The following is a 25710-nucleotide window of genomic DNA, read 5'->3' on the forward strand; positions in this document are numbered from 1 at the left end:
ACTTATTTGTTATGCAGGATTTTTTCAAATAATAAAACTTTAGCATCAAGTTTCTTTTTGTTTTGGATAGGATTATATAGTCCTGAATTTCGAAATATTACAACTAAAGTTATTATTTGTTTTTCATTCAGTTTTTCTAAATCTTTTTTGAAGTAAAATTTTGAAGCATCTTTTATTCCAATGTTATCAAATCCAAAATCGTAGTGTACTAAAACGAATTTAAGACATTCGTCATGACTAAATTCTTTTTTTATTTTTAGCAAATAAAGAGCTCTTTTTAATAAAGATGTATTTCTAATATCAGTTCGAATATTATTTGCAGCATTTTGACAAGGACAACTTGGTTCTTTTATTTTTTTATAAATTTTATTGTATGTAAAAATAAAAGCTTGGAAATCTTCTTTTTAAGCATTTTTTAATTCTTTGGTTATAAATAAAAACTCTTCATTTTTATAAATAGGATTGAAGTCGCTCAGTAAATAGATAATTGAGATCATTAAAAAGATTGTAAATCCTAAAAGTATTTTTAATGATTTTTTGAGCATAAAAAAGAGAGGTTTTTTTGTAGAGACGCACCGCAATGCGTCTCCACGTCGAGTATAATTTATTTTTTTCTGCCAATAAAACGAATTACAGAACCTTTTCCGTTATGGAATAAACCTTCGTTAAGTTCAATTTCTTTTTCTTCTAATTCGATGATTTCATAATTCGGAAAATCACTTTTGATTTCTTCGATAGAAAATAGAGATTCGATATCTTTTGGACCGCCTACTTTTTCGTTTACGGCTAGATATTCTAAATGCTTTTTGCTGAAAGCTTCAAAAATAATAACCCCATTTTTGCGTAATAGTTTATCCAGCTGTTTGTGAATTGCGGATTTAATTTCTGCCGGAAAATGAGCGTAAATTAAAGCAATCGCATCAAATTGATCTTCGTGAAAATCCAACGTTTCTAATTCGCCAACCTGATAATCAATTGAAACATTGTTGTTTTCGGCAAGTTTTAAAGCCTTGTTTTTTCCTTCTTCACTAATATCAAAAGCGGAAACGTTCCAGCCTAATTTTGCTGCAAAAATGGCATTTCGTCCTTCGCCTTCAGCAGGAAAAAGAATATCGCCAGGATTTAGTCTTTCTAATTGTTCTTTTAAATAATTGTTGGGGTCTTCGCCGTACGCAAATTTTTCGCTGCTGTAACGGTCGTCCCATCGCTGAGTCCAGTTGTTCATGGTTTATATATTGAATTTAATTATTAAAGGTTTGTGGTCGCTGAGCGCTGTCCAATCTTGATAAGTTCCTATTTCGACACTTTCCAGGGCTTCAATAAAATCATTTGAAGCAAAGCAATAATCCAGATGATACGGTTTGTTTTGGTGTCTATAAAGATATAAAGTTGGATGTTCTTCTTTACCCTGAATTTGATGAAAATATTTATGATAAGTGCTAAAAATATTCTTGTCGCTTAATTTATTTACAACCGTTGTATGATTTCCTTCTCTTCGCGGTTTATCCCAAATCGTATTACTGTTGAAATCTCCAATTAAAATAGTTTTGGTTTCTTTAATTAGATCTTCATAATAATTAATTGCTTTCCATACCTGGGTTACATATTGTCCGTCTTTATCTTCAGGATTATTTGCCCAAATTGCAAATAAGATAAAATCTAATTTTCCGCCAGTTACGGCTATTGGTAAAATATTTTTAAAGTTTGGATTATGGCAATTCAAAAGTTGAAATCGATAATCGCTATAAGAGAAAACGCCAAGTCCTTTATGCGGATTTGTTCCGTACCAAAGAATATCGTTTGGTGTTTGTATTCCGTTTGGAAACTTTAATTTTTCAGGATTTTCACACTCAGAAATTACAGCAATATCAGGATTGTGGGCTAGAATGAATTCTGCTTTTTTTCTGAATGCCATGTTGCAATTCCAGGCTATGAGTTTCATTTGAAAAGAATTTAAAATTTGAGTCCTATAAACTTCCAAAAACTAAATTTTCTTTTTGTAGTTTGTTCTTCAGGGATATATTCTTTGATTTCTATTTTTTCTCGATCTGTAACTACAATTCCTGTGTGATTTTTAAAATTTGAATTGATATGTTCAAATTTACCAAGAGAAAGCATCTTTTCATTTATTCTAACTCCATCTGCATAATCCTCATAAATCTTCACAGGCAAAGGTTTATAATGAGGTGTTGATTTTATAAAATTAGTAAAAAAGTATGGATCTAAATCTCCAAATTCAAGACCGAAAACAAGTGGAACTTCAATCATTTGACCCGTTTTTTTGTTTTCAAAACCGCAATGAAAACCATGAAAAAAGTATCTCCATTCTTCAAATTTTCCAGCTTGTTTGTTGTTTCTCAAAAACTGATTAAATGTTATCCAAGGACAATCTAAATTGATTGTAATTTTAAGCTGTTCGGCAAGTTTGAAGATTAACTTTTCACCTAATTCTCTATAATCCTTAGCACAATTCTCAAAAAAGAGTTGGTGTTCTTCAATTTCTTGATCTGTAATTAGTTTAGCAATATTAATTTCTGGATTTAAAAGATGAATTCCAACCTGAAATCCTTGTAATTGCTTTTTAAAATTTTGACCAATAGATTCTCGTTGATTTTGGACTGAATTTTCAAAAATAATTTTTAGGGCTTTGGTTCTGGGTATTTTTCTAATTTCTTCTAATGAAGGAATTTGATTAATTGAGTTTATTGTTATTATTTTTGTTGTTCTTTTCAATATATCAGTTTAAATGATGAAAATAATTTCAATCAAATATATTAAAGAATATTCCAAAACATTCAAAATAAAATACCCTTTTCCAAAACTGAAAAAGGGTAATTTAAAATGTATATTTTAGAAAATTCTATTAAAGATCGCTTTGTTTTTTAATCTTAACCAACAAATTTTGTTTCACCACTATTAATGTCAATTTCAGCAAAATTATGTTTTCCGATAACGATAAGCAGCTTATTTGAATTATATCCTACATATCTAATTTCAGGTTCTCCTTTTTTTGGTTTTCCGCAAACAGAAATTACATTAGTCTGCCATTTTAATTTGCTTCTTTTGTAGGCTGATATGGTTTGCAGATCATTTTCAACATAATAAATAATGTTGTCTTTTTTAATGCCTCTTTTTTGTGTTTTTGCGAAATTAATTTCAGAGTTTTTTGAAATTAAAGCATCATTGTATTTTTGGCCAATACCAGGTTGCGTAACAATGAAGGTTAACATTGATAGTTTTAAAAATTGTTTCATTTGGGGGATAGAATTTGGGGTTCGTAATCGATTCAAATATAATTAATTAAGCGAGATATCGTAACTTTTTTGTAAATAAAAAAAATACCCTTTTCCGAAATAGGAAAAGGGTAAAATATTTGAGTGAATTTTGAAGAAAAATTATTTTTTCCAGCTAAAAATTCTTGGATTTACAGAAATCATTAACCACGCCCAATTGTTGGTATGACCGGCATCTCCATTTTTAATAATTTCTAAAGTTTTAGAACCAAACATTTGAGAGTAACCTCCTGAAACTGTAATGTCTTTTTTGAAGTTATAGCCAAAAGTTGCGTCGATTTCAGTTCCTAAATAAGAATCTAATTTTTCAACTGGCGTCACTACATCAGCAGCAGATAAAAATACATGCGGAATCAAAGCAAACTGCCATTTGTTTACATTGTAATTCAATTTGACAAATGCATCTTGTAAACCAACATTATTTAAGTGATTTCCAACATAAAAATAATCCATATAACCATTAAAACCGTGGTTGGTTCCAAAAATAGGATTGAAAGATTTAATAACAGTACTTCCGTCATTTGTATCTTTTCCTGATAAAAATTCGTAACCTAAACCAGCTTTAAAAGAATCTGTTATGCTGTAATTAAAATTTGCTGCAGCATTCCAGGCACTTACTTGTTGGTCTGTGCTTTTTCCGGTTTGACCGTATGCCCAAAAATTAGTATCGATTTTACCTTTTTTATAAGCTATATAAGGTCCAAAAGTCTGTTTGTAATCTACTAATAGTTTGGTAGAAGGAGCAGGCTCAGGAGCATACTCGTAACCTGTATTCAATAATAAGAAACTCAAACCAAAAGCTTCATTAAATTGATTATGATACCATGCATATTGCAAAGCTTTATAACTGGCAACAGTATAAGGAGTCTGAAGAACATTTTCGGCAGTAGAGTTATAAGCTCCCCCGAAATCTAATTTTTGTTTTTCAGTATGAAATGAAACTGTAAGTGCATCATGGCTTTGTGCCTGCTGTCCCCAGTCTTGTTCTCCTAAAATACGCTGATTATCGTATGAAAGTACTTGACGTCCCATTCTGGCACTCCATTTTTCAGTGAAATTATATTGTGCCCAGGCTTCGAAAACGGCAACTCCGTTTTTATCTGCTGGAGCTGTTGGTGCAACGTCACCCCAGGTTCTGGTATTTTGCAGCGTTAATTTTACAATTAAATCTTCTTGTTTATAATTGAAATTCAAACGAGAACGCTGTGAAATTTGTGAAGTTCCTTCCTGACCTTCTTGCAGAAGTTGTTTATATCCGTTTCGGTATTCAAAACGAGGCCTTATTTGTAAATTTACATCTAATTCTTGTGCTTGCATCGCTGCGCCAGTACCAAAAAGGAATAGAGCAATTAATTTTATTTTTTTCATAAAACTTGTAATTTTTTGATGGCGTAAATTTATAAGAAAAATAAGCCCTTATTAATGATAAAAGTCATTATTTTAAAATTTAATTGGTTACAGGTACAAGTTGCTGTTTTTCAATTGTTTTTACTGTTTTATGTTGTTTTTTGCTCACACTTTTGGTAATGGCATAATGCATCCAGACTAAACATCCGGTTGAAAAAAGCAGAATAAAAATCCATGAACTTGACCAGATTCCGGTTGCAGTTAATAAATATCCAAAAATAATAGGGCCAAAGAAACCTCCCAAACCACCAATCATTCCAACCATTCCGCCCACAACACCCACTTCATTTGGGAAATATTCGGGAATATGTTTGTAAACAGCTGCTTTTCCAATTCCCCATGAAATCCCAATTAGAATTACTAAAACTAAGAAAACCCACATATTGGCATCAAACTTAATAACTGTGATTCCTTTTGCTAAAAGCTCTTTTTTCTTAACAGCCTGGTTTTCTGCAACTACAACTTGCTGCCATGAAGTTGAAGTTGGAAAAATGGCATTTTCGGCATTGTTTTCTTTTTTCTGTGCGACAGGGAAATCTGTTTCACCAATCTTAATTTTGTCATTGGTAACAGCAGTTATAGTTCCTTTTTTGGTTGCTAAAACACCTGGGCCAGTAGTTGTAATTTTCATTTTTGGAATGGCTAATAAAGCACTCAAAATTACTGAAGACCCTAAAACCCAATACATAACTTTTCTGGCACCAAATTTATCTGATAAGTAACCTCCAAATGCTCTGATTACTCCAGAAGGAAGACTGAACATGGTAGCAAATAAACCGCCCATAACTAAGCTGGTTTGATAAACGTTCATGAAATTTGGTAAAAGCCATTGTGAATAAGCTACAAAACAACCAAAAACTAAAAAGTAATACGCTCCAAAACGCCAAACCCTGGCAGATTTTAAAGGAACCAGCATTTGAGAAACCGTTTTAGTATTGTTTTCCGGTTTTTTATTTTGAGTGAAAATCAAAAAAGCAATCCCAATTACTACTAAAGAAATGGCATAAATGACAGGAAGTATTTTCCAGCCGTTTTGTGGATCTTCAATCGAAAAATGATTTAATAGGGAAGGAGCTAAAAAGGTTGTTATGGCTGCGCCGGCATTTCCCATTCCGAAAATTCCCAATGCGCGTCCCTGCCATTCTTTTGGATACCAAATAGAGGTATAACCAATTCCGACGGCAAAACTAGTTCCAACCATTCCGAAGAAGAAACTAAGTAAAGCAAACATAAAAAAGCTATCGGCGTAGGGAAGAAGAAACAATGGAATCGAGCTGAGAAGCAGTAAAAGTGAAAAAACATATTTTCCACCAAATTTGTCTGTCAGGATTCCAATTGGCAGACGCATAATGGAACCTGTTAGAATTGGAATACCTAAAAGCCATCCCACCTGAACAACGCTCCAGTGGAAAATTCCGTTATCGACTAAAAAGGTTACTAAAACCCCGTTTAATGTCCAGCAGGCAAAACACACGGTAAAAGCCAATGTGTTCAAAAATAAAATTTTGTGTGATTGAGATAATGAGTTTGTAGTTTTCATAGCACTTATATTTTTTGTAAAAATAAGTACTATAACTTAGTTAAAACATGCTAAAACGCAGTTTTTGAAAAATAATTACGTATTTATACGTATTTTTTTTTAAATCAAAGAATACTCAGTTGCTTTATTAGAAAGTTCCATTAAGTTTTTTACTTTCAGTTTTTTCATCAGGTTAAAACGGTGTACTTCGGCAGTTCGTTTGCTGATGTCAAGAGCTTCTGCGATTTCCTTGTTTCCTTTTCCGGATAGTAAAAGAGTCAGAATTTCTTTTTCTCTTTTGGTAATCATCATTTCGTCGCTTAAGTTTTGCTTAGGTTCTAATGAATTAGATGGATTTGTCAATTGTCCAATTAAGATAGATGAAATGTCTCCGCTGAAATATTTTCCTCCGGCAGAAACGGTATGAAGTGCTTTTAAAAATTCTTCTTTGCTTGAACCTTTCAATAAATAACCATCGGCTCCGGCTTTTATGGATTTCAATACGTATTCTTCCGATTCGTGCATCGAAAGCATAATAATTTTTATGTTATTATTTTCGCTTCTAAGTTTTTCTACTAGTTCGATACCGGTTAAGTTTGGCATACGAATATCGGCTATAAGTAAATCGGGTTTGCTTTGCGCTACCACGTCAAGAGCGTCGGCTCCATCAATTGCTTCGCCCACAACCTCAATGTTTGCTTCGTTTTCTAAAAGAGATTTGATTCCGTCTCTAACAAAAACATGATCATCTGCCAGCACTACACGAATGATATTACTCATAATTTACTTAATTTAGATTCTGGATTTTTACGTATATTCATCTATAAAGAAGACGCTAATATACGTACTTTTTTTATTTAAAATTCCAATTTTTTCAAATTCCAAACTCCAATATTAAAAAATCATTAGAAATTATTGAGGATAAATTCCAATTCTGCACTTAGTATTTTCAGGCTGAGCGAAGTCGAAGCCCACGTAAGCAGCTCTGCAAAGATTGTCGATTAAGATTGTGCGGGCTTCGACTTCGCTCAGCCTTAAAAGATTGTGGTCAACTTTGTCAAAGTTTTGAACTTTGACAAAGTTTGATTTTAATTGTCTCCAGCTTTAGCTGGAGATTTTGTAGATAAAACAAAGGGCTTTAGCCAAATGTGTAAGTTTGGCTAAAGCCTTTTTAATACTTGTTTGTTTACCTCCAGCTAAAGCAGGAGGCAATTGATTTATTTTATTTTTTTAATTGCGATTTACTTTGCGTGGGCTTCGACTTCGCTCAGCCTGACAAATGGAAAATTAGATGTTTACGTAAATTATCTAATTATCAATTACCACATTATCTTATTTAAGTATCGGGATATTAAAAGTAATTCTCGTTCCTTCTCCCGGAATTGAGTTGATGAAAACGCGGCCGTTGATGTATTGAATTCTTTCTTTCATAAATAAAAGTCCCATTCCCGATTCGCTGTTTCGTTTTTTGTCGACTGAATTGATGTCGAAACCTTTGCCGTTATCATCGATAATTACGCTTAAAAGTGTCTCGCTGTGTGAAAGCTGAACGATAATATGTGAGGATTCGGCGTATTTTATGGCGTTGTTTATGGCTTCTTGTGTAAGTCGGTAAATATTGATTTCGATTAGGGAATCTAAACGTTGGTCGAAATCGGTTTTATTATAAAACAGGATCTCTTTTCCGGTAAGTTTTGAAAGTTCCTGGGTTAGTTTTGCCAGTGAAGAAACGATTCCGTGGTCGCTTAATTCCGGTGGCATTAAATTGAAAGTTGCGGTGCGGACACCTTTTATAATGTCAAGTGAAAGTTTTTTTAAATATTCAATTTTTTGTTCCGATTTTTCTCGGTCATCTAAATTGATGCTTTCCAGACTAAACTTTAATCCGGTAAGCATTTGGCCGATTCCGTCGTGAATTTCTTTGGCGATTCGGTTTTGTTCGTTTTCCTGATTTTCAACAATTTTGCTAGAAATAATCTTTTGCTGATTGATTTTTTCGGTTGTGTTTTCAAGATTTAAACGTTCGACTTCACGCTGTGCTTTTTTGCGTTCGGTAATGTTGAAACAAACAATCAAAAGTTCCAGTTCGTCTTTTTTAATGGTTACGGGAACCATTGATAAATCCAGCCAAATGGTTTGATTTTCTTTGTTTAAAATTTTGATTTCGCCCTGCCAGCCGCTTCTTTGTTTTTCAAAAATAAGTCGGTCAATATTGATTTGTTCTTTTTCGTCAATCGTTAAAACTTCAGAGAATTTTTTGTTGGATGAAAATTTAGTGTAGTTTAAAAGTTTGGCAAATTTTTCTCCAATATGTATGATCGAACCATCGGGTGCAATTCGGCAATAGAGTAAAGTATTCTCCATTGCGTAGTTGAGCGATTTTAATTCTTTTACTGAATTTTCTTTGATTTCGCTGATAATTTCAGTGTCGTAAGCCAGTTTCAAAGCCTTCTTTTCAGAAGATAAAAGTCTTGTAATTAATCTTTCGATTTTCTTGTTTGTAGGTTTGAAAATGAAGAAAAATTCTAAAAGCAGCACTAAAAGCGTAAAGCCAAAAATCCAAAATTCTATTCGGCGTTGTTCAGTTACTTTTTCGTGTGCTTCAAGATCGTATTGTGTTACAATTTGATTCATTTTAGAAAGGAAAACACCTTCGTTTTCTAAAATAATAGTTACCAATTTTTGATTTTCAGCGGATTGTTTTTTCTGCTTTAAATTCAATAAAAAAGAATCGGTTGTTTTCGCAATTTTATTGAAAATGGGATTGATTTCGAGATATAATTTAGAAAGTGTTTCTGATTTTTCTTTTGGAAAAGCCAAACTGTCACTGCCGTTTTCAAGCGCATTTTGGTTTTTTTTCCAAAGAGCTAAAACTTCATCTAAATGAGAAATTTGTTTAGCAGAAGCGGTATCAGAAACATAATGCAGAATAAGAACTTCTTTTACGATTTTCTGACTCAGCATTCTTTGTTTTCCGGAAAAGTTGATGATTTTAGAATCACTTAACTGCTGATTCAGATTGTATTGAACCAAAAACTGACTGATAATTATAGTTAAGGCAATAGTAAGAAGTGCAAAAAAATACAGGCGGCGTAAATTTTTGAATGTGATTTTATCTTCTTCCTGATTGCTTTTCTTCATAAAGTCAGTTTACAATCCTAAAGATGCTTTTATAAGATTTAAATTTTCTTCAGAATAATTGATTTTTAAGGCTTCCTGATGTCCTTTGTCTGACATTTTATCCCAGGTTTTTTTGATGATATTTTTTAGTTTTTCTTCGTCGTGTTTATGAACGAAAGGGTCTAAATAATATTCTAAAAACACGAGACAAATTACATCTTCTAATAGTTGTGTTTCGTAATCTTTTTTAAGTAATTTTTTCTCTATTAAAAAAGAAACGCGATCGATAAAAGTCTGATCGTAACCTGCTTTTTCAAGAATTTCGGCTGTATTTCTTGCGTGGAATTTCTTCAATTCTTCTCTCCATTTCAAATAACCCACACGATCCATTGGATATGATTCACGAGCAACTTTCCATCGGCAGATGTGCTGTGCTTTTGACGCAATCTGAATTTCTTCAGAAGCATTGGGTTCAAACTGCATCAGTCTTTCGTACATCCTGTTTGAATACAATAATTCTTTTGGATATTCTTTGTTTTGGTCGGTTTCGAGGTTTGGATCCTGTGCGTTTTCAGCATCAATCCATTCGCTTGCTTTTTGAAAAGGTGTAGTCATTTTTTGGTTTGATAATAGATTTCAAAGATACGGAATTAAGTTTTTTTTCGCCACGAATTTCACGAATTAGCACGAATTATTGTTTTTGTTTTTTTGCCACAGATTAAAGGATTTTTTGGATTTAATCTGGTGTTAAGTTTTTTTGCCACGAATTTCACGAATTCCACTAATTTAATTCGTGCTAATTCGTGAAATTCGTGGCAGACAATTTTAATCCTTTTAATCCTTTTAATCCTTTTAATCTGTGAAATCTGTGGTTTTAAAATTAATCTACAAATCCAACAAAAACTTCGTTTTCAACTACTTTAATCGGATAGGTTGCAATTTTAAAATCGTCTCCATTTAAGTTAGAACCATCTACTAGTGAGAATGTTTTTTTATGCATTGGGCAGGCAATTTTTGGAATATCATCTGTAGATCCTGTCATTCCTCTTGAAAGTACCATTTCCATTTTGTGAGGACAGGCGTTTTGGCAGGCGTACCATTCATTACGGCGTGTGAAATTGAAAATAGCAATCTGCTTGTTTTTGTATTTAATGCAGCCGCCGCGATTAGTAGGGAAATCTTCAACTTTGCCCGCTTTAAACCAAATTGTTGCATCGCTCGCATGAACTGTTTCGTATTGATTTAAGATTTCTTCCATTTTGATTGAGTTTTGATTTCCTGTTTCTTAGCCCTCTTTTTACAATCAAGAGAGTTTTTGATGGCGCAGTAAAAAAGAGGGTAAGAAGGACAGCAAACGTTATTGATATTTTTTGTTTTTTGGAGCTTTATGATGTTTTGCCACAAAGGCGTAAAGGCGCTAAGTTTTTTTTTAAGTTTTTATAACTTGACTTCGTGACTTTGTGCCTTTGTGGCAAGATATTTTTTAAGTCCAAGCTTTTGGCGCTTTTTGATCTCTTAACGGAACAAAAACAGCATTTTCGTCTTTCTCGTCTGAGTTTACGAAATGATTAAAGCGTTTTAATAATCTTGGTTTTTCCAGAACTTGTTTCCATTCGCATTCAAAAGTGTTTACCAAAGTCTGCATTTCGGCTTCCAGTGTTTCGCAGATTCCTAAGCTGTCTTCGATTATAACTTGTTTTAAATATTCTAAACCTCCGTCTAATTTTTCTAACCAGGTTGAAGTTCTAATCAGCGGACCAGCGGTACGGATATAATACATTAAGAATCTGTCCATGTATTTGATAACTGTTTCTTTATCAATTTTCTCTGCTAATAAAACGGCATGTTTTGGATTTGCTCCACCATTTCCGGCGATGTATAAATTCCATCCGCCTTCAACGGCAATTAATCCGAAATCTTTTCCTCTTGCTTCCGCACACTCACGAATGCAGGCCGAAACACCGCCTTTTAATTTATGCGGAGAACGGATTCCTTTATATCTGTTTTCTAGTTCAATAGCAAATCCGGCGCTGTCGTCCATTCCGTAACGACACCAGGCATTTCCAACGCAGCTTTTTACGGCACGAAGCGATTTTCCGTAAGCATGACCGCTTTCAAAACCATTGTCGATTAAGATTTTCCATATTTTTGGTAAATCACTCAAATGCGCTCCAAATAAATCGACTCTTTGCGCTCCGGTAATTTTGGTGTATAAATCGAATTGTTTGGCTACTTCACCAATAATGATTAATTTCTCGGCAGTAATTTCACCTCCGGCAACTCTGGGAACTACAGAATAAGTTCCGTTTCGTTGAATATTAGCTAAAAATCTATCATTTGTATCTTGAGTCGTAACGTGTTTGTTTGCCGTATCATTATAAATACTGGAGAAAATAGAAGCTACAACTGGTTTACAAACCTCGCAGCCGTCGCCTTTTCCGTGATGATCTAAAACATCATAAAAATTCTCATATTTATTGATTTTTACCAAATCGAATAATTCCTGACGGTTATAATTGAAATGCTCACAGATTACTTCTTTAACTTCTTTTCCAAGTGATTTTTGAGTGGCTTTTACCAAATCTGAAACCATTGGTTTACAGCCGCCGCAGCCAGAAGTAGCTTTAGTTGCTTTCACAACATCTGAAAAACTAGCGCAGCTTTCATCTAAAATTTTACAGCAGATAGCGCCTTTTGTAACATTTTCGCAAGAGCAAATTACGGCTGTATCCGGTAAATCCATTACGCTTCCTAAACTTGAACCTTCCGATCCGTCACGAGAACCTAAAATCAAATCTTCCGGATTTTTAGGTAATGCCATTGCGTTACTGTAAATCTGGAAAAGTGAATTATAATCGCTCGAATCTCCAACCAAAATTCCGCCTAAAAGTGTTTTAGAATCTTTGGTAACATTGATTCTTTTATAAACACCGCTTAATTTATTCTCATAAATAATGGCGGTTACGTTTTCATTTTCAACAAAAGGATCACCAAAACTTGCCACTTCAACACCAATTAATTTTAATTGTGTCGACATATCGATGGTTTCTCTCATGGTTTTAGAACCATTTAAGATTTGCTCTGCAGCGACATCGGCCATTTCGTAACCCGGAGCAACAAGCCCGTAAATGTTTTGATTGTAAAGCGCCGCTTCGCCAATTGCATAAATAGAAGGATCTGATGTCTGCATTTGATTGTTTACCACGATTCCGCCTCGTAAACCCACTTCAAGTCCTGAAACTCGAGCTAATTCGTCGCGAGGTTTAATTCCGGCAGATATAACCAACATGTCTACTTTTAACAATTCGTCGTCAGCAAACATCATTCCCGTTATACTTTCTTTTCCATCTATATATTGTGTTGCTTTGTTAAGATGAATTCCAATATTTAATTCTTCAATTTTTGATTGAAGCATGTCACTTGCGCCTTTGTCTAATTGTCTTGGCATTAAACGCGGAGCAAATTCGACAACATGCGGGTTCAATCCTAAATCCCTAACGGCTTTTGCAGCTTCAAGACCTAATAATCCTCCTCCTAGTACAGCGGCTTCGGTTGCGCCTTTTTGTTTTATCTTTTTGGCGTAAGCCATAATAGCATCTAAGTCTTCGATGGTTCTATATACAAACACGCCTTCTTTTTCGACTCCGTCAATTGGTGGAACAAAAGCTGATGAACCTGTTGCTAAAACTAAGTAATCGTACGTATGTGTTTTTTCTAAATGGGTATGTATTGTTTTTTCGGTACGATTTATATCTGTAATTAATTCTGATGTATTGAGAATAATGTTGTTTTCGGTGTACCATTCAGTTGTAGATAATGATAAATCATCGGCCGTTTTTCCTCCAAAGTATTCACTTAAATGAACACGGTCGTAAGCGCGTCTTGGTTCTTCACCAAAAACGGTAATTTGATACTTTTCCTGTCCTGATTTTGAAATGAACTTTTCGCAAAATTTATAACCAACCATGCCGTTTCCAACTACTATTACTCTAATCATGATTTTTTTAATTAAGTATTACTACGCAAATATAAGTATTAATACTTATAAAAATACGTATTACGTGTATTTTTTTAAGTAGATGTAACATTTGAATAATACGTATTTCATCGTAATCTTTTACGTAGTGCGGGTTTTTAATGAAATGGAATACGGATAATTATTTTAAATTTGAAAAGATTCTAAATAAGAAATTCAAAATATTGTCGTAAATTCATAAGAATTTTACTCGTATTTTGTTAAATGATGTTATTTCAAATAAAACGTTATGAAAAATATATTTTCACTTTTGTTCTTACTTTCTGTAATGACTGGCTGTAAACCTACAGCAGACAAAACTTCAAATACACAAACTATTTCTGAATATGGTTCTCAGGAAGATGAGATGAAATATTATTTTACAGCAACCGGAAATGAACCGTTTTGGGGTTTAAAGATGGGAAATGAGGAGATTATATTTACTTCATTAATTCCGGGAAAAGAAAAACTTATTTTTCCGCCAGTTGAAGCAATCAAAGCGATGGATGCTAATGTTAAGATGTATAAAGCTGCTAATGAAACTTCGACAGCGACTATTACAATTCAGCAGGTAGATTGCCAGAATTCAATGTCTGGTGCCATTTCACCTTATAAAGTTTCGATAGAAATTAAAAATAATACTGAATTAGAAACTAAAAAAATTGGCGGCTGCGGAAAATATAATACAGATTATCGCTTACATGATATTTGGGTTTTAGAAGAATTAAATGGTTTTAAAGTTTTTGTTACTGATTTTCAAAGAGAATTACCAAGAATTGAAATCAACTCTTCTGAAAATAAATTTATGGGTTATGGTGGTTGTAATGCGATTAGCGGAACTATTTTTTATGAAAAGGATTTGCTCCGATTCTCCAAAGTTATTTCGACCTTAATGGCTTGTGCGCCGGGGAATAAAGAAGGGGAGTTTACGAAAGCACTTCAAAATACGACTACATATAGTATTGAAAATAACAGGTTGACTTTGTCAAATCCTTCGGCTAAACTTTTGGTTTTTAAGAAAGTAGATTAATAATTTTGATTTTTAAAATGTCTTATAATGGTCTAAAAATAACTTATAGTAATATAAAAACGACTTAAAGCTGAAATACTTTTGTAAAATAAAACTTATAAATATTTATTTTACATGAAAAAGATTTTAATGTTGTTTGTTGCTGTATCATTAGCTTGTAGCTGCAAATCAAGTAAGACTACAAATTCTGTAGCTGCGACTAACGAAAGTTCAATCGAAAAGAAATTACAGCAAACCTGGATTTTAGAGAATTTAAACGGAAAAGTAATTACGGATAAAGACTTTTCAAGTGCTCCAAAATTAGAATTAACTTCATCAAGTTTTTCTGGATCAACAGGATGCAACGGTATTAAAGGAAGTTTAGAATCAGACGGTGCCGGAAAACTTAAATTCCCTAATCTTACATCAGAAACTAAAAAATGTGATGCAAAAAAAGAAGGTGAATTTATGCAGTTATTAAGAACGACTTCTGGTTATTCTATTGAAAATAACAAACTTTATCTTTCTAATCAATTTGGACTTACAATGTCCTTTAAAAAAGGTTAATTCACAAAAGGCTTCGATTAATTTCGAAGCCTTTTTATTTTGTCTTTTCGAGGAACGAGAAATCGCACTAGTAATTCCGCAAAGAAAAAGATAAAAAAAATCCGTGCACATCCGCGTTTTCGCGTAAGCGAATCCGTTAAATCTGCGTGCCATCTCACATTGTTATTCCAATAATTCTTTAGGATCTTCATCATCACCTTCAATAAAATCCAATTCTAAAGCTCGTACAGTCTGAACCGCATTTCCAGCAATACCACGAATCGATCCGTACATTCCTAAAGTATTGTGAACTACTTTTTCGATTTGTTTTTCACGCTGTTTCCAGATTCTCTGCATAGCTCTTTTTTCGGCATCAAGATCACCTTGCATTTGCGTAAAACCTTCTACAATTCCTTCTATTTGCAAACGGAATTCGTTGCTGGTTAAAAAATCATACAACATCGACATTTTATCGCCTTTGTTTTCCTGCGCCTGAACAGCCTGACTTACCTGAATTAGTGACTGACGTAAAACAGCACTTAAACCTTTAAATTCTTCATAAGTACAAATCCATATTCCGTCGCGCATTCCCATACGTTCCATCCCGGCCGGCATAACTTCGGTTACTAAAACACCAATATTGGCTCTTTTAGTTCTGATATCATTTTTAAACTTTTCGATCCAGGAAGGCTGAAAAGCTTTTGTTCTTTTACTTTCGTAATAAATAGAACCGCAATTTTGCAGTTCGCGCGTGTTTACAATTTGAAGACAATCGGCACCATTTGCGCCTTTTTTGATTTCATCAATGCTGTCAAGCGGGAAATTATTTGCGAGCCATTCTTCAATCGCTAATTCCATTACTTCGCCTTGCAATTGCATAGAACCTTGTTCCTGCTTGCGTTTCATTTCTTCAATCAGCTTTTTTTGATCGTCAGATTGTTTTTGATATTCCTTGATTTTCAGCTCGTTTTTCTCTTCTTCCTGTTTGCGAATTTTATCGCGTTCCAGAACCAAAGTAGCGTTGAGTTGCTTTTGCGCTTCGGCTTCAATTGCTTCTTTCATTTCCAGTTTTTCACGCTGTAATTTTGCAATTTCGCCTTCCATTTTATTTAATTCCCTGATTTTTTCTGACTTTTCAGAGAGTTCTTTTTCCATTAAAAGCAAACGGTCTTTATTTTCTTCTTCGAGTTTAATTTTAAGTTTTTCAGAAATTTCTTTTTCGGCTATTTTTCTTTCTCTGTCCAATCGCTCGGCAAAAAGTTCGTTTTCCTGTTTCTTTTTTGCTTCAAATTCGGCTTTTGCTTTTTCGAACTGTTCGTTTTTAAGTTCTAATTCTTTATTTTGGATGGTAGCTTTCTGTTGAAATTCTTTGCGTATGCTATCTTCCAACTGATGTTTTAAAACATCATTGACATCGATAGGAGTTCCGCAGTTTGGACACTGAATTGAAGATTGTTCAGCCATTTTTATTGATTTTATTTTGTAGAATTATAATTTGCTAAGGTATTTAAAAGTTCTGTTTTTATGTGTGAGATTGGTGTGATAAATTGTAACGAATTTTTGTTTGCCATGAATTGCACAAATTTCCACTAATTAGTTTTGATTAATCTCGCAAAGACGCAGAGGCGCAAAGTTTTTTTTAGCCACAGATTAAAAAGATTAAAAGGATTTTTTTCTCATTTTATGTCATTTCGACGAAGGAGAAATCTTCGCAAGTAACTCCGCAACGTAAGCCAATCTTTGCCGAGCTTCTCGCGAAGATTTCTCCTTCGTCGAAATGACAAACTTTGTGCACACCCATTAAATATTAAATAAAAAACTTTGCGTCTCTGCGACTCTGCGAGATTAATTTTAACACAAAACTTAGCGCGAACCACTTTTTTTCAATAAAAAATCGACAGCAGCTTTTGTAATCTCAGATTCATCTTCTTTTAATGTAATAATCGAAACATCTGTGCGCAAATTGACTTTTTTTAATTCGATAAAACCTATTTCTGGATCTTGATTGTTTTTGGCAATATTCGAAGGAACAATCGAAATCCCTAATCCGTTTTTGACTAATTGTACGATTGAATTAATGTTATTCGCTTCATGAATTATCTTCGGCGTAAAGCCATAAAAAGCACAAAGTTCTAATAAAACTTCATGATAATGTGGTGCATAATCTTTGTTGAAGAAAACGAAAGTTTCCTCTTTTAAATTTAATATCTCTTTTTCCGATTTTATTTGAATGATGCTTTTATTATAAACCAATGAAAAACCATCCTGAAACCATAAATGCGATTGTATTTTGGGAGATTTTATGGGAGAACGTATAATTCCCATTTCGATTTTTCCTTGTTCTAAAGCATCAATTTGTTTGGTTGTAGAAATTTCAAAAAGCTTGAAATTTACATACGGAAATTGTATTTTTAAATGTTTGATTAAATCTGAAATAACTGCCGAATAGATTGAACTGATATAGGCAATCCTAAATTCGCCCGAAACATTCTTGGCAATCTTTTTCGTTTTTAAAGAGATATGTTCCAAATTTTGAAAAAGTGCTTTGACTTCTTTTTCGAAATATTTTCCAGCTTCAGTAAGTGCTACTTTTTTATTGTTCCGAATGAAAAGCTTTGCCTGAAGTTCTTCTTCCAATTCAATAATCTGACGGCTTAATGGCGGCTGCGAAATAAAAAGTTTCTCTGAAGCTTTGGTAAAGTTCAGTTCTTCGGCTACAGCCAAAAAATATTTTAGATGACGCAATTCCATGATACTTTAAAGGTATTATTAATTGATAAAAATAGTATTTTTAAAGTATTTATGAAAAGGATAGTTTTGAAAAAGAAAAACAAGTCTCTCGCAGATCTGGCAGATTGAGCAGATTATTAGTTTAGATAAATCATCTTAATCACAATATTCCAATCAATAATAGCAAAAAGATTCGCTTAATCTGCCAGATCTGCGAGAGATTAAAAAACAAAGACTATGAAAAAATCAACTGTTACAGAGATTAAGGAACGATTTGATAATGATGTTGAACGATTTTCGAATTTAGAAACCGGACAATTATCTACAATTGATGCCAAGATTTCGTTAGAATTAATTACGGAAGCTTCAAAACGAATTATTCCAAATGCAACTCATGTTTTAGATATTGGCTGTGGTGCCGGAAATTATACTTTAATGATGTTGTCTAAATTGCCAAATTTAAACTGCACTTTGGTCGATTTAAGTATGCCAATGTTGAATAAAGCTTTTGAAAGGGTTTCAGCAGAAACAAATGGAAAAGTTGAAATTAAACAAGGTGATATTCGGGAAGTAGATTTAGAAGAAAATAGTTTTGATATTATTTTGGCCGGAGCAGTTTTGCATCATTTAAGAGATGATGAAGATTGGGAAACTACTTTTACAAAGTTGTTTAAATTATTAAAACCGGGCGGTTGTTTTATGATTTCAGATTTAATTACGCAGGATACAGAATTATTAAATGAATATACCTGGCAGCGATATGGTGAATATTTAGAAGGAATTGGCGGAGCTGAATATCGTCAAAATGTATTTGACTATATTGCCAAAGAAGATACCCCAAGATCAATGAATTATCAATTGGATTTGATGAAAAAAGTGGGTTTCAAAAGCGTAGAGATTTTACATAAGAATATGTGTTTTGGCGCTTTTGGCGGAATTAAATAAAAAGTTTGCCACGAATTACGCTAATTTCCACGAATTTTTATTTCTCTAGTTAAAAAAAATAATTCGTGAAAATTCGTGTAATTCGTGGCAAAAAAAACTTAAATAATATCTACAACAATTTTTCCAATTGCAGAACCGTCGCTTACAGCTTTGTGAGCTTCCATTGCATTGTCTAAAGTGAATTTTCTAGGATCAATTAGTGGTTTTAGCTTTCCTTCTTCAATTAATTTTGTTGTTTCTTTTAAGATATCTCCGTGGTGTTTTCGGTTTTCGTTGCCAATCATTGGACGTAAAACGAAAACACCGTGAATACTTGCTGAACGAAGTGAACTTGTTGCTAAAGTATGTGTTCCGAAAGCATAACAGCTGCTAATTTGCCCGTAATGACGAATGGCTTTAAATGAATCGTCAAGAGACTGACCTCCAAGGGTGTCGTAAATAACATCAAAACCTTTTCCGTCTGTGTATTGATTTACGTAATCTTCAACGGGTGTATTTTTATCAATTGCGGTTGCTCCATACGATTTAACGATTTCTGCTTTTTGAGAAGAAACCGTTGCATATACATCGGCACCAAAAATTTTAGCCAGTTGTACCACCATATGTCCAACTCCGCCAGCTCCCGCATGAACCAAAACTTTATCTCCTTTTTGAACTCTGGCTCTGTCAATTAAACCTTCCCAAGCGGTAAGTAAAACTAACGGAATTCCCGCCGCTTCTTTCATGGTTAAGTTTTTAGGTTTTATAGCTAATAAATCAGCATCGACAGCTGTGTATTCAGCTAAAGTTCCCTGAAGGCCAAGAACGCCGCCGGCAAGTCCGTAAACTTCGTCACCAACTTTAAAATCCGTTACGTCTTCGCCAACTTGTTCAATTACTCCGGCAAGATCTGTTCCTAAAACAGCGGGTAAAACAGGAGATGCATAAGGTGAAAGTCCAAGTCGGATTTTGTTATCGATTGGGTTTACACCGCTTGCGTGTATTTTAACTAAAACTTCTCCTTTTTTAGGAGCTGGTTTTTCAATCTCAGTCTTTACGAACTCAGATTCGTATGTATTGGTAAAAAGTGCTTTCATAGCTTTATTTATTAAAGTATTTGGATTGTTTTGTAAACCTGAATTGGTGCAGAGGTTAATGCTTCGCTTTTAGCAATAAAATCTTGTAAATAAGGCTGATTATTGTGAATATCAAGTCCGGCCTGATCTTTCCATTCTTCCCAAATAATGAAAACATTATCGGTGGTGTGAAGATCGTAACGAACGCAGGCTTCTTCTTTTCTGGTTTGTGTAACCAGATTTTGAATCAGGTTTTTAACTTCTTCAATGTTTTCCTGTTTGCTTTTTATAATTGCGGTGATAGAGATCATGATTATAAGGTTTTAAAAGTTTCTTCTAAGTGTTTGGTGTAATTTTCTTTGAAGATGACAATGTTTTCTGCAGTTGCACCTTTTTCAACGTCGTGGAAATGGAAACTGTTTAATTTTTCCATACCTACAAATTTATTCATTTTATGGAAACCAAACATAGCTCCTTGATCTACAGATGTTTCTTCGAAGAATTCTCCCGTAAGTGTGAAGGCAGTTGCAGGTGCATTCCAACTTGTGGTCAGCATATATTTGCGTCCGTGTAATTGTCCGCCTGTTCCGTAATTGATATCAGGATTTACCCGGCTTCTTCCGTCGCTTTTGTAAATTCCTTTGTTGTGTCCGGCTGTAAAAACGTCGTCGATGTATTTCTTGAAAAGATTTGGTAACTGAAACCACCAAACCGGTGTGTGATATACTACAACATCTGCCCAAACAAATTTTTCAACTTCTTCTTCTAAGTCAAAATCTTGTTTGATGTCGGTTGTTTTTATTTCAAATTTGTTACTGTTCTTTAAGTATTCGATTGTCCAATCGGTAACGGTTTCATTGAATTTTCCGCCTGAATGTGCGAAATTTTGACTTCCGTTGATGATAAATATTTTCTTCATTTTACTTTTTTTTCTGATGAATTCGGGACGCGTGAGGGATAGAGGCGGTATCCTTTTATGAAGCGATAGCGGAATAAAAGATATAGCCGAAAGCCCGCCCCGAAGGGACACGCCCAAATTCTAAATTATTTAATTTTTTGAGATTTTTTTTGAAACACATAGAGACATAGATTTTTCTTTTCTAAAAAAGGTAATTGAAAGAAACTAGTTTCTCACACATAGTTCTCAAATTTTTGTAGAGTTTCTGGCGCAGATTTCTCGTTCCTCGAAATGACAATATTGTGTTGACTATGTTTGTTAATGCAAGTGAAACGCCTTTTTTAAGATTCCTAAAAACTATGTTTCTATGTGTTTAGAATTATTTCAGTTTCGAAATCGCCTGATTAATAAATTCCAATTCTGAAGCTGATAAATCGAAATCCATTGTTTTTGCGTTTGAAATAGCTTGTTCTGCATTTCTTGCTCCGGCTAAAACAATTGTAATTCCTTTTTGTAAAGTTGTCCAGCGTAAAACCAATTGTGAAATTGACATCTGTTTTGCATTTGCCAATGAACTTAATTCTTCTACCAAAGTTTTTACTTTTTGAAGATCGAATTGACCGAAATAACCATTTCTATGATCGTTATCCTTTAATTTACTGTCGGTGAAATATTTTCCGGTTAGCAAACCTCTTTCCATTGGACTGTAAGCAATGATTCCGATGTTTTCCTGAATTGTAAGCGGAACTAAATCAGTTTGAATTGCCTGATTCAGCATACTAAAAGGAACTTGGTTTGAAGCTAACTGAATTGTTTTTTGCGCTTCTTTAATTTGTTCAGCATTGTAATTACTAACTCCGGCTGCTCTGATTTTTCCTTGTTGAATAAGAATTTCCATAGCTTCCATAGTTTCCTGAATTGGAGTAGTGGAGTCCGGCCAGTGAATTTGCAATAAGTCAATATAATCTGTTTGAAGACGTTTTAAGCTTTCTTCAACTTCTTTTATGATGTTGTTTTTTGAAGCGTATTTATAAATTGGTAATTTTTTTCCGTTATCGTCGGCATCAAAAAAGAAATCGCCTTTTCCGTTATTGCTTTCGTCCCAAACCAAACCAAATTTGGTTAACAATTGTACTTTTGAACGATCTTGAGATTTTAAAGCTTCGCCAATCATTTCTTCACTTAAACCAAATCCGTAAAAAGGAGCGGTGTCAATTGTGGTTACGCCGTGAGCGATTGATGCGTGAATAGAGTCGATTGAATCTTTCTTTTCGTTTCCGCCCCACATGTTTCCGCCAATGGCAAATGCACCGTAAGTTATAGTTGATAATTCAAGTTCTGAGTTGCCTAATTTTCTATATTCCATGATGTTAAAATTGATATCTTAAAATTATTTGACAAAATTATACCATTTTTTTTAGTGTTAAATTGTATATATTTGTCTTTTTTAGGTATATTTGCATCCTGAATTAATTGTTGCAGATTATGAAAAAAGAAAATTTATACGAACCGTTTACTGTATCTTTTGAAACATTGGATGAATATCCGGATGTTGGAGATCGTCATAATTTCTTTGAATTGGTTTATATTTTAGGCGGAACTGGAACGCAGTGTATCAACAAAAATATTTTTGAATATGATGCGGGACATATGTTTTTATTGACGCCTGAGGATTGCCATAATTTTACAATTGAAACAGAAACGAAGTTTTTCTTTTTGAGGTTTAATGATATTTATTTGAAGAATTCCAGTCTGCAAAATGAGAATATTCAGCGTTTGGAATATATTCTGCAAAATGCGAATCATCAGCCGGGTTGTATTTTAAAAAATCATGCTGATAAATGTCTGGTGAAAGTGATGGTTGAAGCTATTATTCGTGAACATCAGGATAAAGATGTTTATAATAAAGAATTGATTCAGCAATTGGTTAATACATTGATTATTATTGTGGCAAGAAATATTGCGAAGTATTTACCGGAGCAGGTAAATATTAATTCTGAAGCCAGAGCAATGGATATTCTGCAATATATTCAGACTAATATTTATTATCCTGAGAAGATTAAAGCGGAATCTATTAGTGATTATTTCGGAATTTCGAATACGTATTTGGGACGCTATTTTAAGAAACATGCGAGCGAAACGATGCAGCAATATATTAGCAATTATAAAACGAAGCTGATTGAACATCGTTTGCAGTTTAGCGATAAGCGTATTAACGAGATTGCTTATGAATTTGGTTTTACGGATGAAAGCCACTTTAATAAATTCTTTAAAAAACAGAGAGGGAATAGTCCTTCGGAGTTTAGAAAGACGATTCGTATTAGTGCGTGATTTGGCACGCGGATGACGCGGATTTAAACGATTTTTTTGTTTTTTTTGTTTTTTTGCCACAGATTTATTGGATTAAAAATGATTTTTTAATCTGTGTTAATCTGTGTAATCAGTGGCGAAAAATTAAATGATTTTCTTAATTACACGTAGTTTGTGAGTGTGTTTGTTTAATTCTGGATTGTAAATTCCGGTGTGGTCTAAACGGTCAATACGTACTTTTCCACTTGCGTGAATGATATAATTGTTTTCCATAATGATTCCAACGTGGATGATGTTGCCTTCGTCGTTGTCAAAAAAGGCTAGATCGCCAACTTCGCTTTCTTCAATAAAACTTAAAGATTCTCCTTCGAGTGCCTGCTGTGATGCGTCACGGTGAATTTTATATCCGTTTAGTTTGTAAACCATTTGTGTAAAACCGGAGCAATCGATTCCGAACGGCGTTTTTCCACCCCATAAATATGGTGCGTTTAAATACATGAAAGCGGTATTTATTAAGGCACTTTTTGGTTTTATGCCACTGGTTTTTGTTCCTTCAAAATCAAAATTAGAAGTATTGATTTCGCTATTGTGCAGGAAAGATAAAGATGCTCCAAGCGGAATTGGAAGTAATAAGTTGTTAGGCGCAGTGATGTAGTCAATCAAATCTGCATTTAAAATAATGGCTTCTTTGCTTAACTGATTGTACTGTTCCTGAGAAATTATCTGATATTGTTTAGAATCTACCCAGCCTATATAATCATCAAACTGAATTTTTATTCGTGCCCATTGATTTTGGCGTTCTAAAATTTCGATGTGTTCGCCAAACAAAAGTTGTGTAACGATTTCACTTCTGTCACTAGGCTCAGATCGAACGGGTACTATGGCAAGATTGCAGATTCCGAACATTTAGATAATGTATTAGTTAAAAATTAGGAGTTATTAATTTCTAATAACTCCTAATGAAATATTATTTTAAACTCTTTCGATAACAATTGCAGATGCGCCGCCGCCGCCATTACAAATTGCAGCAGCTCCGGTTTTTGCATTGTTTTGTTCTAAAACGTTTAGTAAAGTTACAATAATACGAGCTCCTGAACAACCAAGAGGATGTCCTAATGAAACTGCACCACCGTTTACGTTTACTTTATCGTTATCAAGATTTAAGATTTTTGAATTGGCAAGACCAACAACTGAAAATGCTTCGTTGAATTCGAAAAAATCAACATCTCCAATTGCAATTCCTGCTTTGTCTAAAGCTTTTGGTAATGCTTTTGCCGGACTTGTAGTAAACCATTTTGGTTCTTGTGCAGCATCTGCATAACCTTTTATGTAAGCTAAAGGTTTTAAACCTAAAGCATTTGCTTTTTCTTCAGACATTAAAACTAAAGCTGCAGCACCATCATTGATTGTTGAAGCATTTGCAGCAGTAACTGTTCCGTCTTTTGTGAAAACAGCACTTAACGACGGGATTTTATCCAATTTTACATTGGTATATTCTTCGTCTTTAGAAACAATAATTGGTTCACCGCGTCTTTGTGGTACTTCAACAGGAACGACTTCATTGTCAAATTTTCCGGCATCCCAGGCTTTTGCGCTTCTTTCATAAGACTGAATTGCGAAATTATCCTGTTCTTCACGGCTGATGTTGTATTCAGCTGCACATAAATCAGCGCAAACTCCCATTGCGTTGTTATCGTAAGCATCTGTCAAACCATCTTTTTGCATTCCGTCGAGCATTGTTGCAGGGCCAAATTTGTTTCCGGCACGCATTTGTACATAGTGTGGAATTAAGCTCATGCTTTCCATTCCGCCGGCAACTACAATTTCTGCATCACCGCAAGCGATTGCCTGTGCGCCAAACATTACAGCTTTCATTCCAGAGGCGCAAACTTTGTTTACTGTTGTGGCAGCAACTTCGTTTGATAATCCTGCAAAAAGGGCAGCCTGACGAGCCGGAGCTTGTCCAACACCTGCCTGGATTACGTTCCCCATGAAAACTTCATCAACTAATTTTGGGTCTAGGTTAATTTTTGAAAGGGCTCCTTTTATGGCAGCAGCTCCTAATTGTGGTGCGGGTACGGTAGATAACCCTCCCATGAAACTTCCGATAGGTGTTCTAACGGCAGAAACGATAACAACTCTTTTGTTCATTTTCTGTTTAATATTAGTTAATGTAGCAAATTTACTCTTTATTTGAATAAATTCAAATTTTGCGTCAATTGGAATGGATTTTAAATTGAATATGAATTTTTTGTTAATTCTATTCGTTTGATTGTGAAGTGTTTTAGAGAAAAGATTAAAAAAACTTAAAAAAAAGCGAAAAAATAGTTGTGAGAAATGGAATGTTGTCTTACATTTGCAACCGCAAAACAGAACACGTTTCTTGAGCTTGGAGAGGTGCCAGAGCGGTAATGGAGCAGATTGCTAATCTGTCGACGGGTAACCGTCGCCAGGGTTCGAGTCCCTGTCTCTCCGCTTAATTTTTGCCACGGGGTGTAGCGTAGCCCGGTTATCGTGTCCCGATTGAGATCGGGAAGACCACAGATACAAATCTATGTCTAATTCGGGGTGTAGCGTAGCCCGGTTATCGCGCCTGCTTTGGGAGCAGGAGGCCGCAGGTTCGAATCCTGCCACCCCGACTAAAACTTTAAGCGATAAAGTTTTAAAATAAATGGACGCATAGTTCAGCTGGATAGAGCATCCCGATTTTTAATCGGGACGGTCAAAAGGTTAAGTTAAAAGTTAAAGAAAATGGACGCATAGCTCAGCTGGATAGAGCACCTGCCTTCTAAGCAGGCGGTCGAAGGTTCGAATCCTTCTGCGTTCACGAAAAGCCACTCAAATCGAGTGGCTTTTTTGTTTT

24 protein-coding genes and 3 tRNA genes are annotated in these 25710 nt (G+C 34.3%); 7 read left to right on the forward strand and 20 right to left on the reverse strand.

Annotated features, from left to right (window positions below):
• Positions 1–2: 2 nt before the first annotated feature.
• From APR43_RS15100 to nirB, 12 genes are all read right to left on the reverse strand, one after another.
• A complete protein-coding gene (locus tag APR43_RS15100) occupies positions 3–383 on the reverse strand; it encodes a transglycosylase domain-containing protein (protein WP_082356350.1) in 381 nt (126 codons plus the stop codon).
• Between the two features lie 221 nt (positions 384–604).
• Positions 605–1225 (reverse strand): class I SAM-dependent methyltransferase, encoded by a 621-nt coding sequence (locus APR43_RS15105; protein ID WP_053470269.1) that lies wholly within the window; start codon positions 1223–1225, stop codon positions 605–607.
• 3 nt (positions 1226–1228) lie between these two features.
• The gene (locus APR43_RS15110) at positions 1229–1942 is read right to left on the reverse strand and encodes an endonuclease/exonuclease/phosphatase family protein (RefSeq protein WP_053470268.1); all 714 of its coding nucleotides are present in this window, start codon (positions 1940–1942) and stop codon (positions 1229–1231) included.
• A gap of 11 nt (positions 1943–1953) precedes the next feature.
• Positions 1954–2733, reverse strand: a complete 780-nt coding sequence (locus APR43_RS15115; protein ID WP_053470267.1) for a DUF6896 domain-containing protein — start codon at positions 2731–2733, stop codon at positions 1954–1956.
• Between the two features lie 155 nt (positions 2734–2888).
• Positions 2889–3254 carry a hypothetical protein gene (locus tag APR43_RS15120; RefSeq protein ID WP_053470266.1) on the reverse strand — a complete coding sequence of 122 codons (366 nt, stop codon included), beginning with the start codon at positions 3252–3254 and terminating at the stop codon, positions 2889–2891.
• Between the two features lie 141 nt (positions 3255–3395).
• A complete protein-coding gene (locus tag APR43_RS15125) occupies positions 3396–4661 on the reverse strand; it encodes an alginate export family protein (RefSeq protein WP_053470265.1) in 1266 nt (421 codons plus the stop codon).
• Between the two features lie 79 nt (positions 4662–4740).
• A complete protein-coding gene (locus tag APR43_RS15130) occupies positions 4741–6240 on the reverse strand; it encodes an MFS transporter (protein WP_053470264.1) in 1500 nt (499 codons plus the stop codon).
• A gap of 99 nt (positions 6241–6339) precedes the next feature.
• Positions 6340–6999 (reverse strand): response regulator transcription factor, encoded by a 660-nt coding sequence (locus APR43_RS15135; protein ID WP_053470263.1) that lies wholly within the window; start codon positions 6997–6999, stop codon positions 6340–6342.
• 552 nt (positions 7000–7551) lie between these two features.
• Positions 7552–9360, reverse strand: coding sequence for an ATP-binding protein (locus APR43_RS15140; RefSeq protein ID WP_053470262.1), 1809 nt, complete (start codon positions 9358–9360; stop codon positions 7552–7554).
• Positions 9361–9369: 9 nt separating this feature from the next.
• Positions 9370–9954 (reverse strand): DUF4202 domain-containing protein, encoded by a 585-nt coding sequence (locus APR43_RS15145; RefSeq protein ID WP_053470261.1) that lies wholly within the window; start codon positions 9952–9954, stop codon positions 9370–9372.
• Between the two features lie 265 nt (positions 9955–10219).
• The gene (gene nirD, locus APR43_RS15150; protein ID WP_053470260.1) at positions 10220–10597 is read right to left on the reverse strand and encodes a nitrite reductase small subunit NirD; all 378 of its coding nucleotides are present in this window, start codon (positions 10595–10597) and stop codon (positions 10220–10222) included.
• Positions 10598–10822: 225 nt separating this feature from the next.
• Positions 10823–13336 (reverse strand): nitrite reductase large subunit NirB, encoded by a 2514-nt coding sequence (gene nirB, locus APR43_RS15155; RefSeq protein WP_053470259.1) that lies wholly within the window; start codon positions 13334–13336, stop codon positions 10823–10825.
• A gap of 268 nt (positions 13337–13604) precedes the next feature.
• Between nirB and APR43_RS15160 the strand changes: the two genes are divergently transcribed.
• Together APR43_RS15160 and APR43_RS15165 are read left to right on the forward strand one after the other, a co-directional pair.
• Complete coding sequence (locus APR43_RS15160; protein ID WP_053470258.1) at positions 13605–14384, forward strand: META domain-containing protein; 780 nt, start codon at positions 13605–13607, stop codon at positions 14382–14384.
• A gap of 114 nt (positions 14385–14498) precedes the next feature.
• Positions 14499–14930, forward strand: coding sequence for an META domain-containing protein (locus tag APR43_RS15165; protein WP_053470257.1), 432 nt, complete (start codon positions 14499–14501; stop codon positions 14928–14930).
• 162 nt (positions 14931–15092) lie between these two features.
• Here APR43_RS15165 and APR43_RS15170 read toward each other — a convergent pair whose 3' ends face one another.
• Positions 15093–16373 (reverse strand): DUF2130 domain-containing protein, encoded by a 1281-nt coding sequence (locus tag APR43_RS15170; RefSeq protein WP_053470256.1) that lies wholly within the window; start codon positions 16371–16373, stop codon positions 15093–15095.
• Between the two features lie 399 nt (positions 16374–16772).
• Positions 16773–17660, reverse strand: a complete 888-nt coding sequence (locus APR43_RS15175) for a LysR family transcriptional regulator (protein ID WP_053470255.1) — start codon at positions 17658–17660, stop codon at positions 16773–16775.
• A gap of 216 nt (positions 17661–17876) precedes the next feature.
• On the opposite strand from APR43_RS15175, the gene APR43_RS15180 reads away from it, so the two are divergent.
• Positions 17877–18584, forward strand: a complete 708-nt coding sequence (locus tag APR43_RS15180; RefSeq protein ID WP_053470254.1) for a class I SAM-dependent methyltransferase — start codon at positions 17877–17879, stop codon at positions 18582–18584.
• A 98-nt stretch (positions 18585–18682) separates the two neighbouring features.
• Here APR43_RS15180 and APR43_RS15185 read toward each other — a convergent pair whose 3' ends face one another.
• From APR43_RS15185 to APR43_RS15200, 4 genes are all read right to left on the reverse strand, one after another.
• A complete protein-coding gene (locus APR43_RS15185) occupies positions 18683–19672 on the reverse strand; it encodes a zinc-dependent alcohol dehydrogenase family protein (RefSeq protein ID WP_165590660.1) in 990 nt (329 codons plus the stop codon).
• The gene (locus APR43_RS15190; protein WP_053470252.1) at positions 19672–19950 is read right to left on the reverse strand and encodes a putative quinol monooxygenase; all 279 of its coding nucleotides are present in this window, start codon (positions 19948–19950) and stop codon (positions 19672–19674) included. The genes APR43_RS15185 and APR43_RS15190 overlap by 1 nt, the downstream gene beginning before the upstream one ends.
• Before the next feature lie 2 nt (positions 19951–19952).
• Positions 19953–20558, reverse strand: a complete 606-nt coding sequence (locus tag APR43_RS15195; RefSeq protein ID WP_053470251.1) for an NAD(P)H-dependent oxidoreductase — start codon at positions 20556–20558, stop codon at positions 19953–19955.
• A 358-nt stretch (positions 20559–20916) separates the two neighbouring features.
• Entirely contained in the window at positions 20917–21903 is a 987-nt protein-coding gene (locus APR43_RS15200; RefSeq protein WP_053470250.1) for an aldo/keto reductase, read from the reverse strand.
• A gap of 119 nt (positions 21904–22022) precedes the next feature.
• Between APR43_RS15200 and APR43_RS15205 the strand changes: the two genes are divergently transcribed.
• Positions 22023–22868 carry an AraC family transcriptional regulator gene (locus APR43_RS15205; RefSeq protein WP_053470249.1) on the forward strand — a complete coding sequence of 282 codons (846 nt, stop codon included), beginning with the start codon at positions 22023–22025 and terminating at the stop codon, positions 22866–22868.
• 123 nt (positions 22869–22991) lie between these two features.
• Here APR43_RS15205 and APR43_RS15210 read toward each other — a convergent pair whose 3' ends face one another.
• Together APR43_RS15210 and APR43_RS15215 are read right to left on the reverse strand one after the other, a co-directional pair.
• The gene (locus APR43_RS15210; RefSeq protein ID WP_053470248.1) at positions 22992–23753 is read right to left on the reverse strand and encodes a C40 family peptidase; all 762 of its coding nucleotides are present in this window, start codon (positions 23751–23753) and stop codon (positions 22992–22994) included.
• Positions 23754–23819: 66 nt separating this feature from the next.
• A complete protein-coding gene (locus tag APR43_RS15215) occupies positions 23820–24998 on the reverse strand; it encodes an acetyl-CoA C-acyltransferase (RefSeq protein WP_053470247.1) in 1179 nt (392 codons plus the stop codon).
• A gap of 240 nt (positions 24999–25238) precedes the next feature.
• On the opposite strand from APR43_RS15215, the gene APR43_RS15220 reads away from it, so the two are divergent.
• From APR43_RS15220 to APR43_RS15230, 3 genes are all read left to right on the forward strand, one after another.
• Positions 25239–25322 (forward strand) — tRNA-Ser (locus APR43_RS15220).
• A gap of 89 nt (positions 25323–25411) precedes the next feature.
• Positions 25412–25486 (forward strand) — tRNA-Pro (locus tag APR43_RS15225).
• A 114-nt stretch (positions 25487–25600) separates the two neighbouring features.
• Positions 25601–25674 (forward strand) — tRNA-Arg (locus APR43_RS15230).
• Positions 25675–25710 lie beyond the last annotated feature (36 nt).

Source organism: Flavobacterium sp. NLM (assembly GCF_002210235.1).
Lineage (GTDB): Bacteria > Bacteroidota > Bacteroidia > Flavobacteriales > Flavobacteriaceae > Flavobacterium > Flavobacterium panici.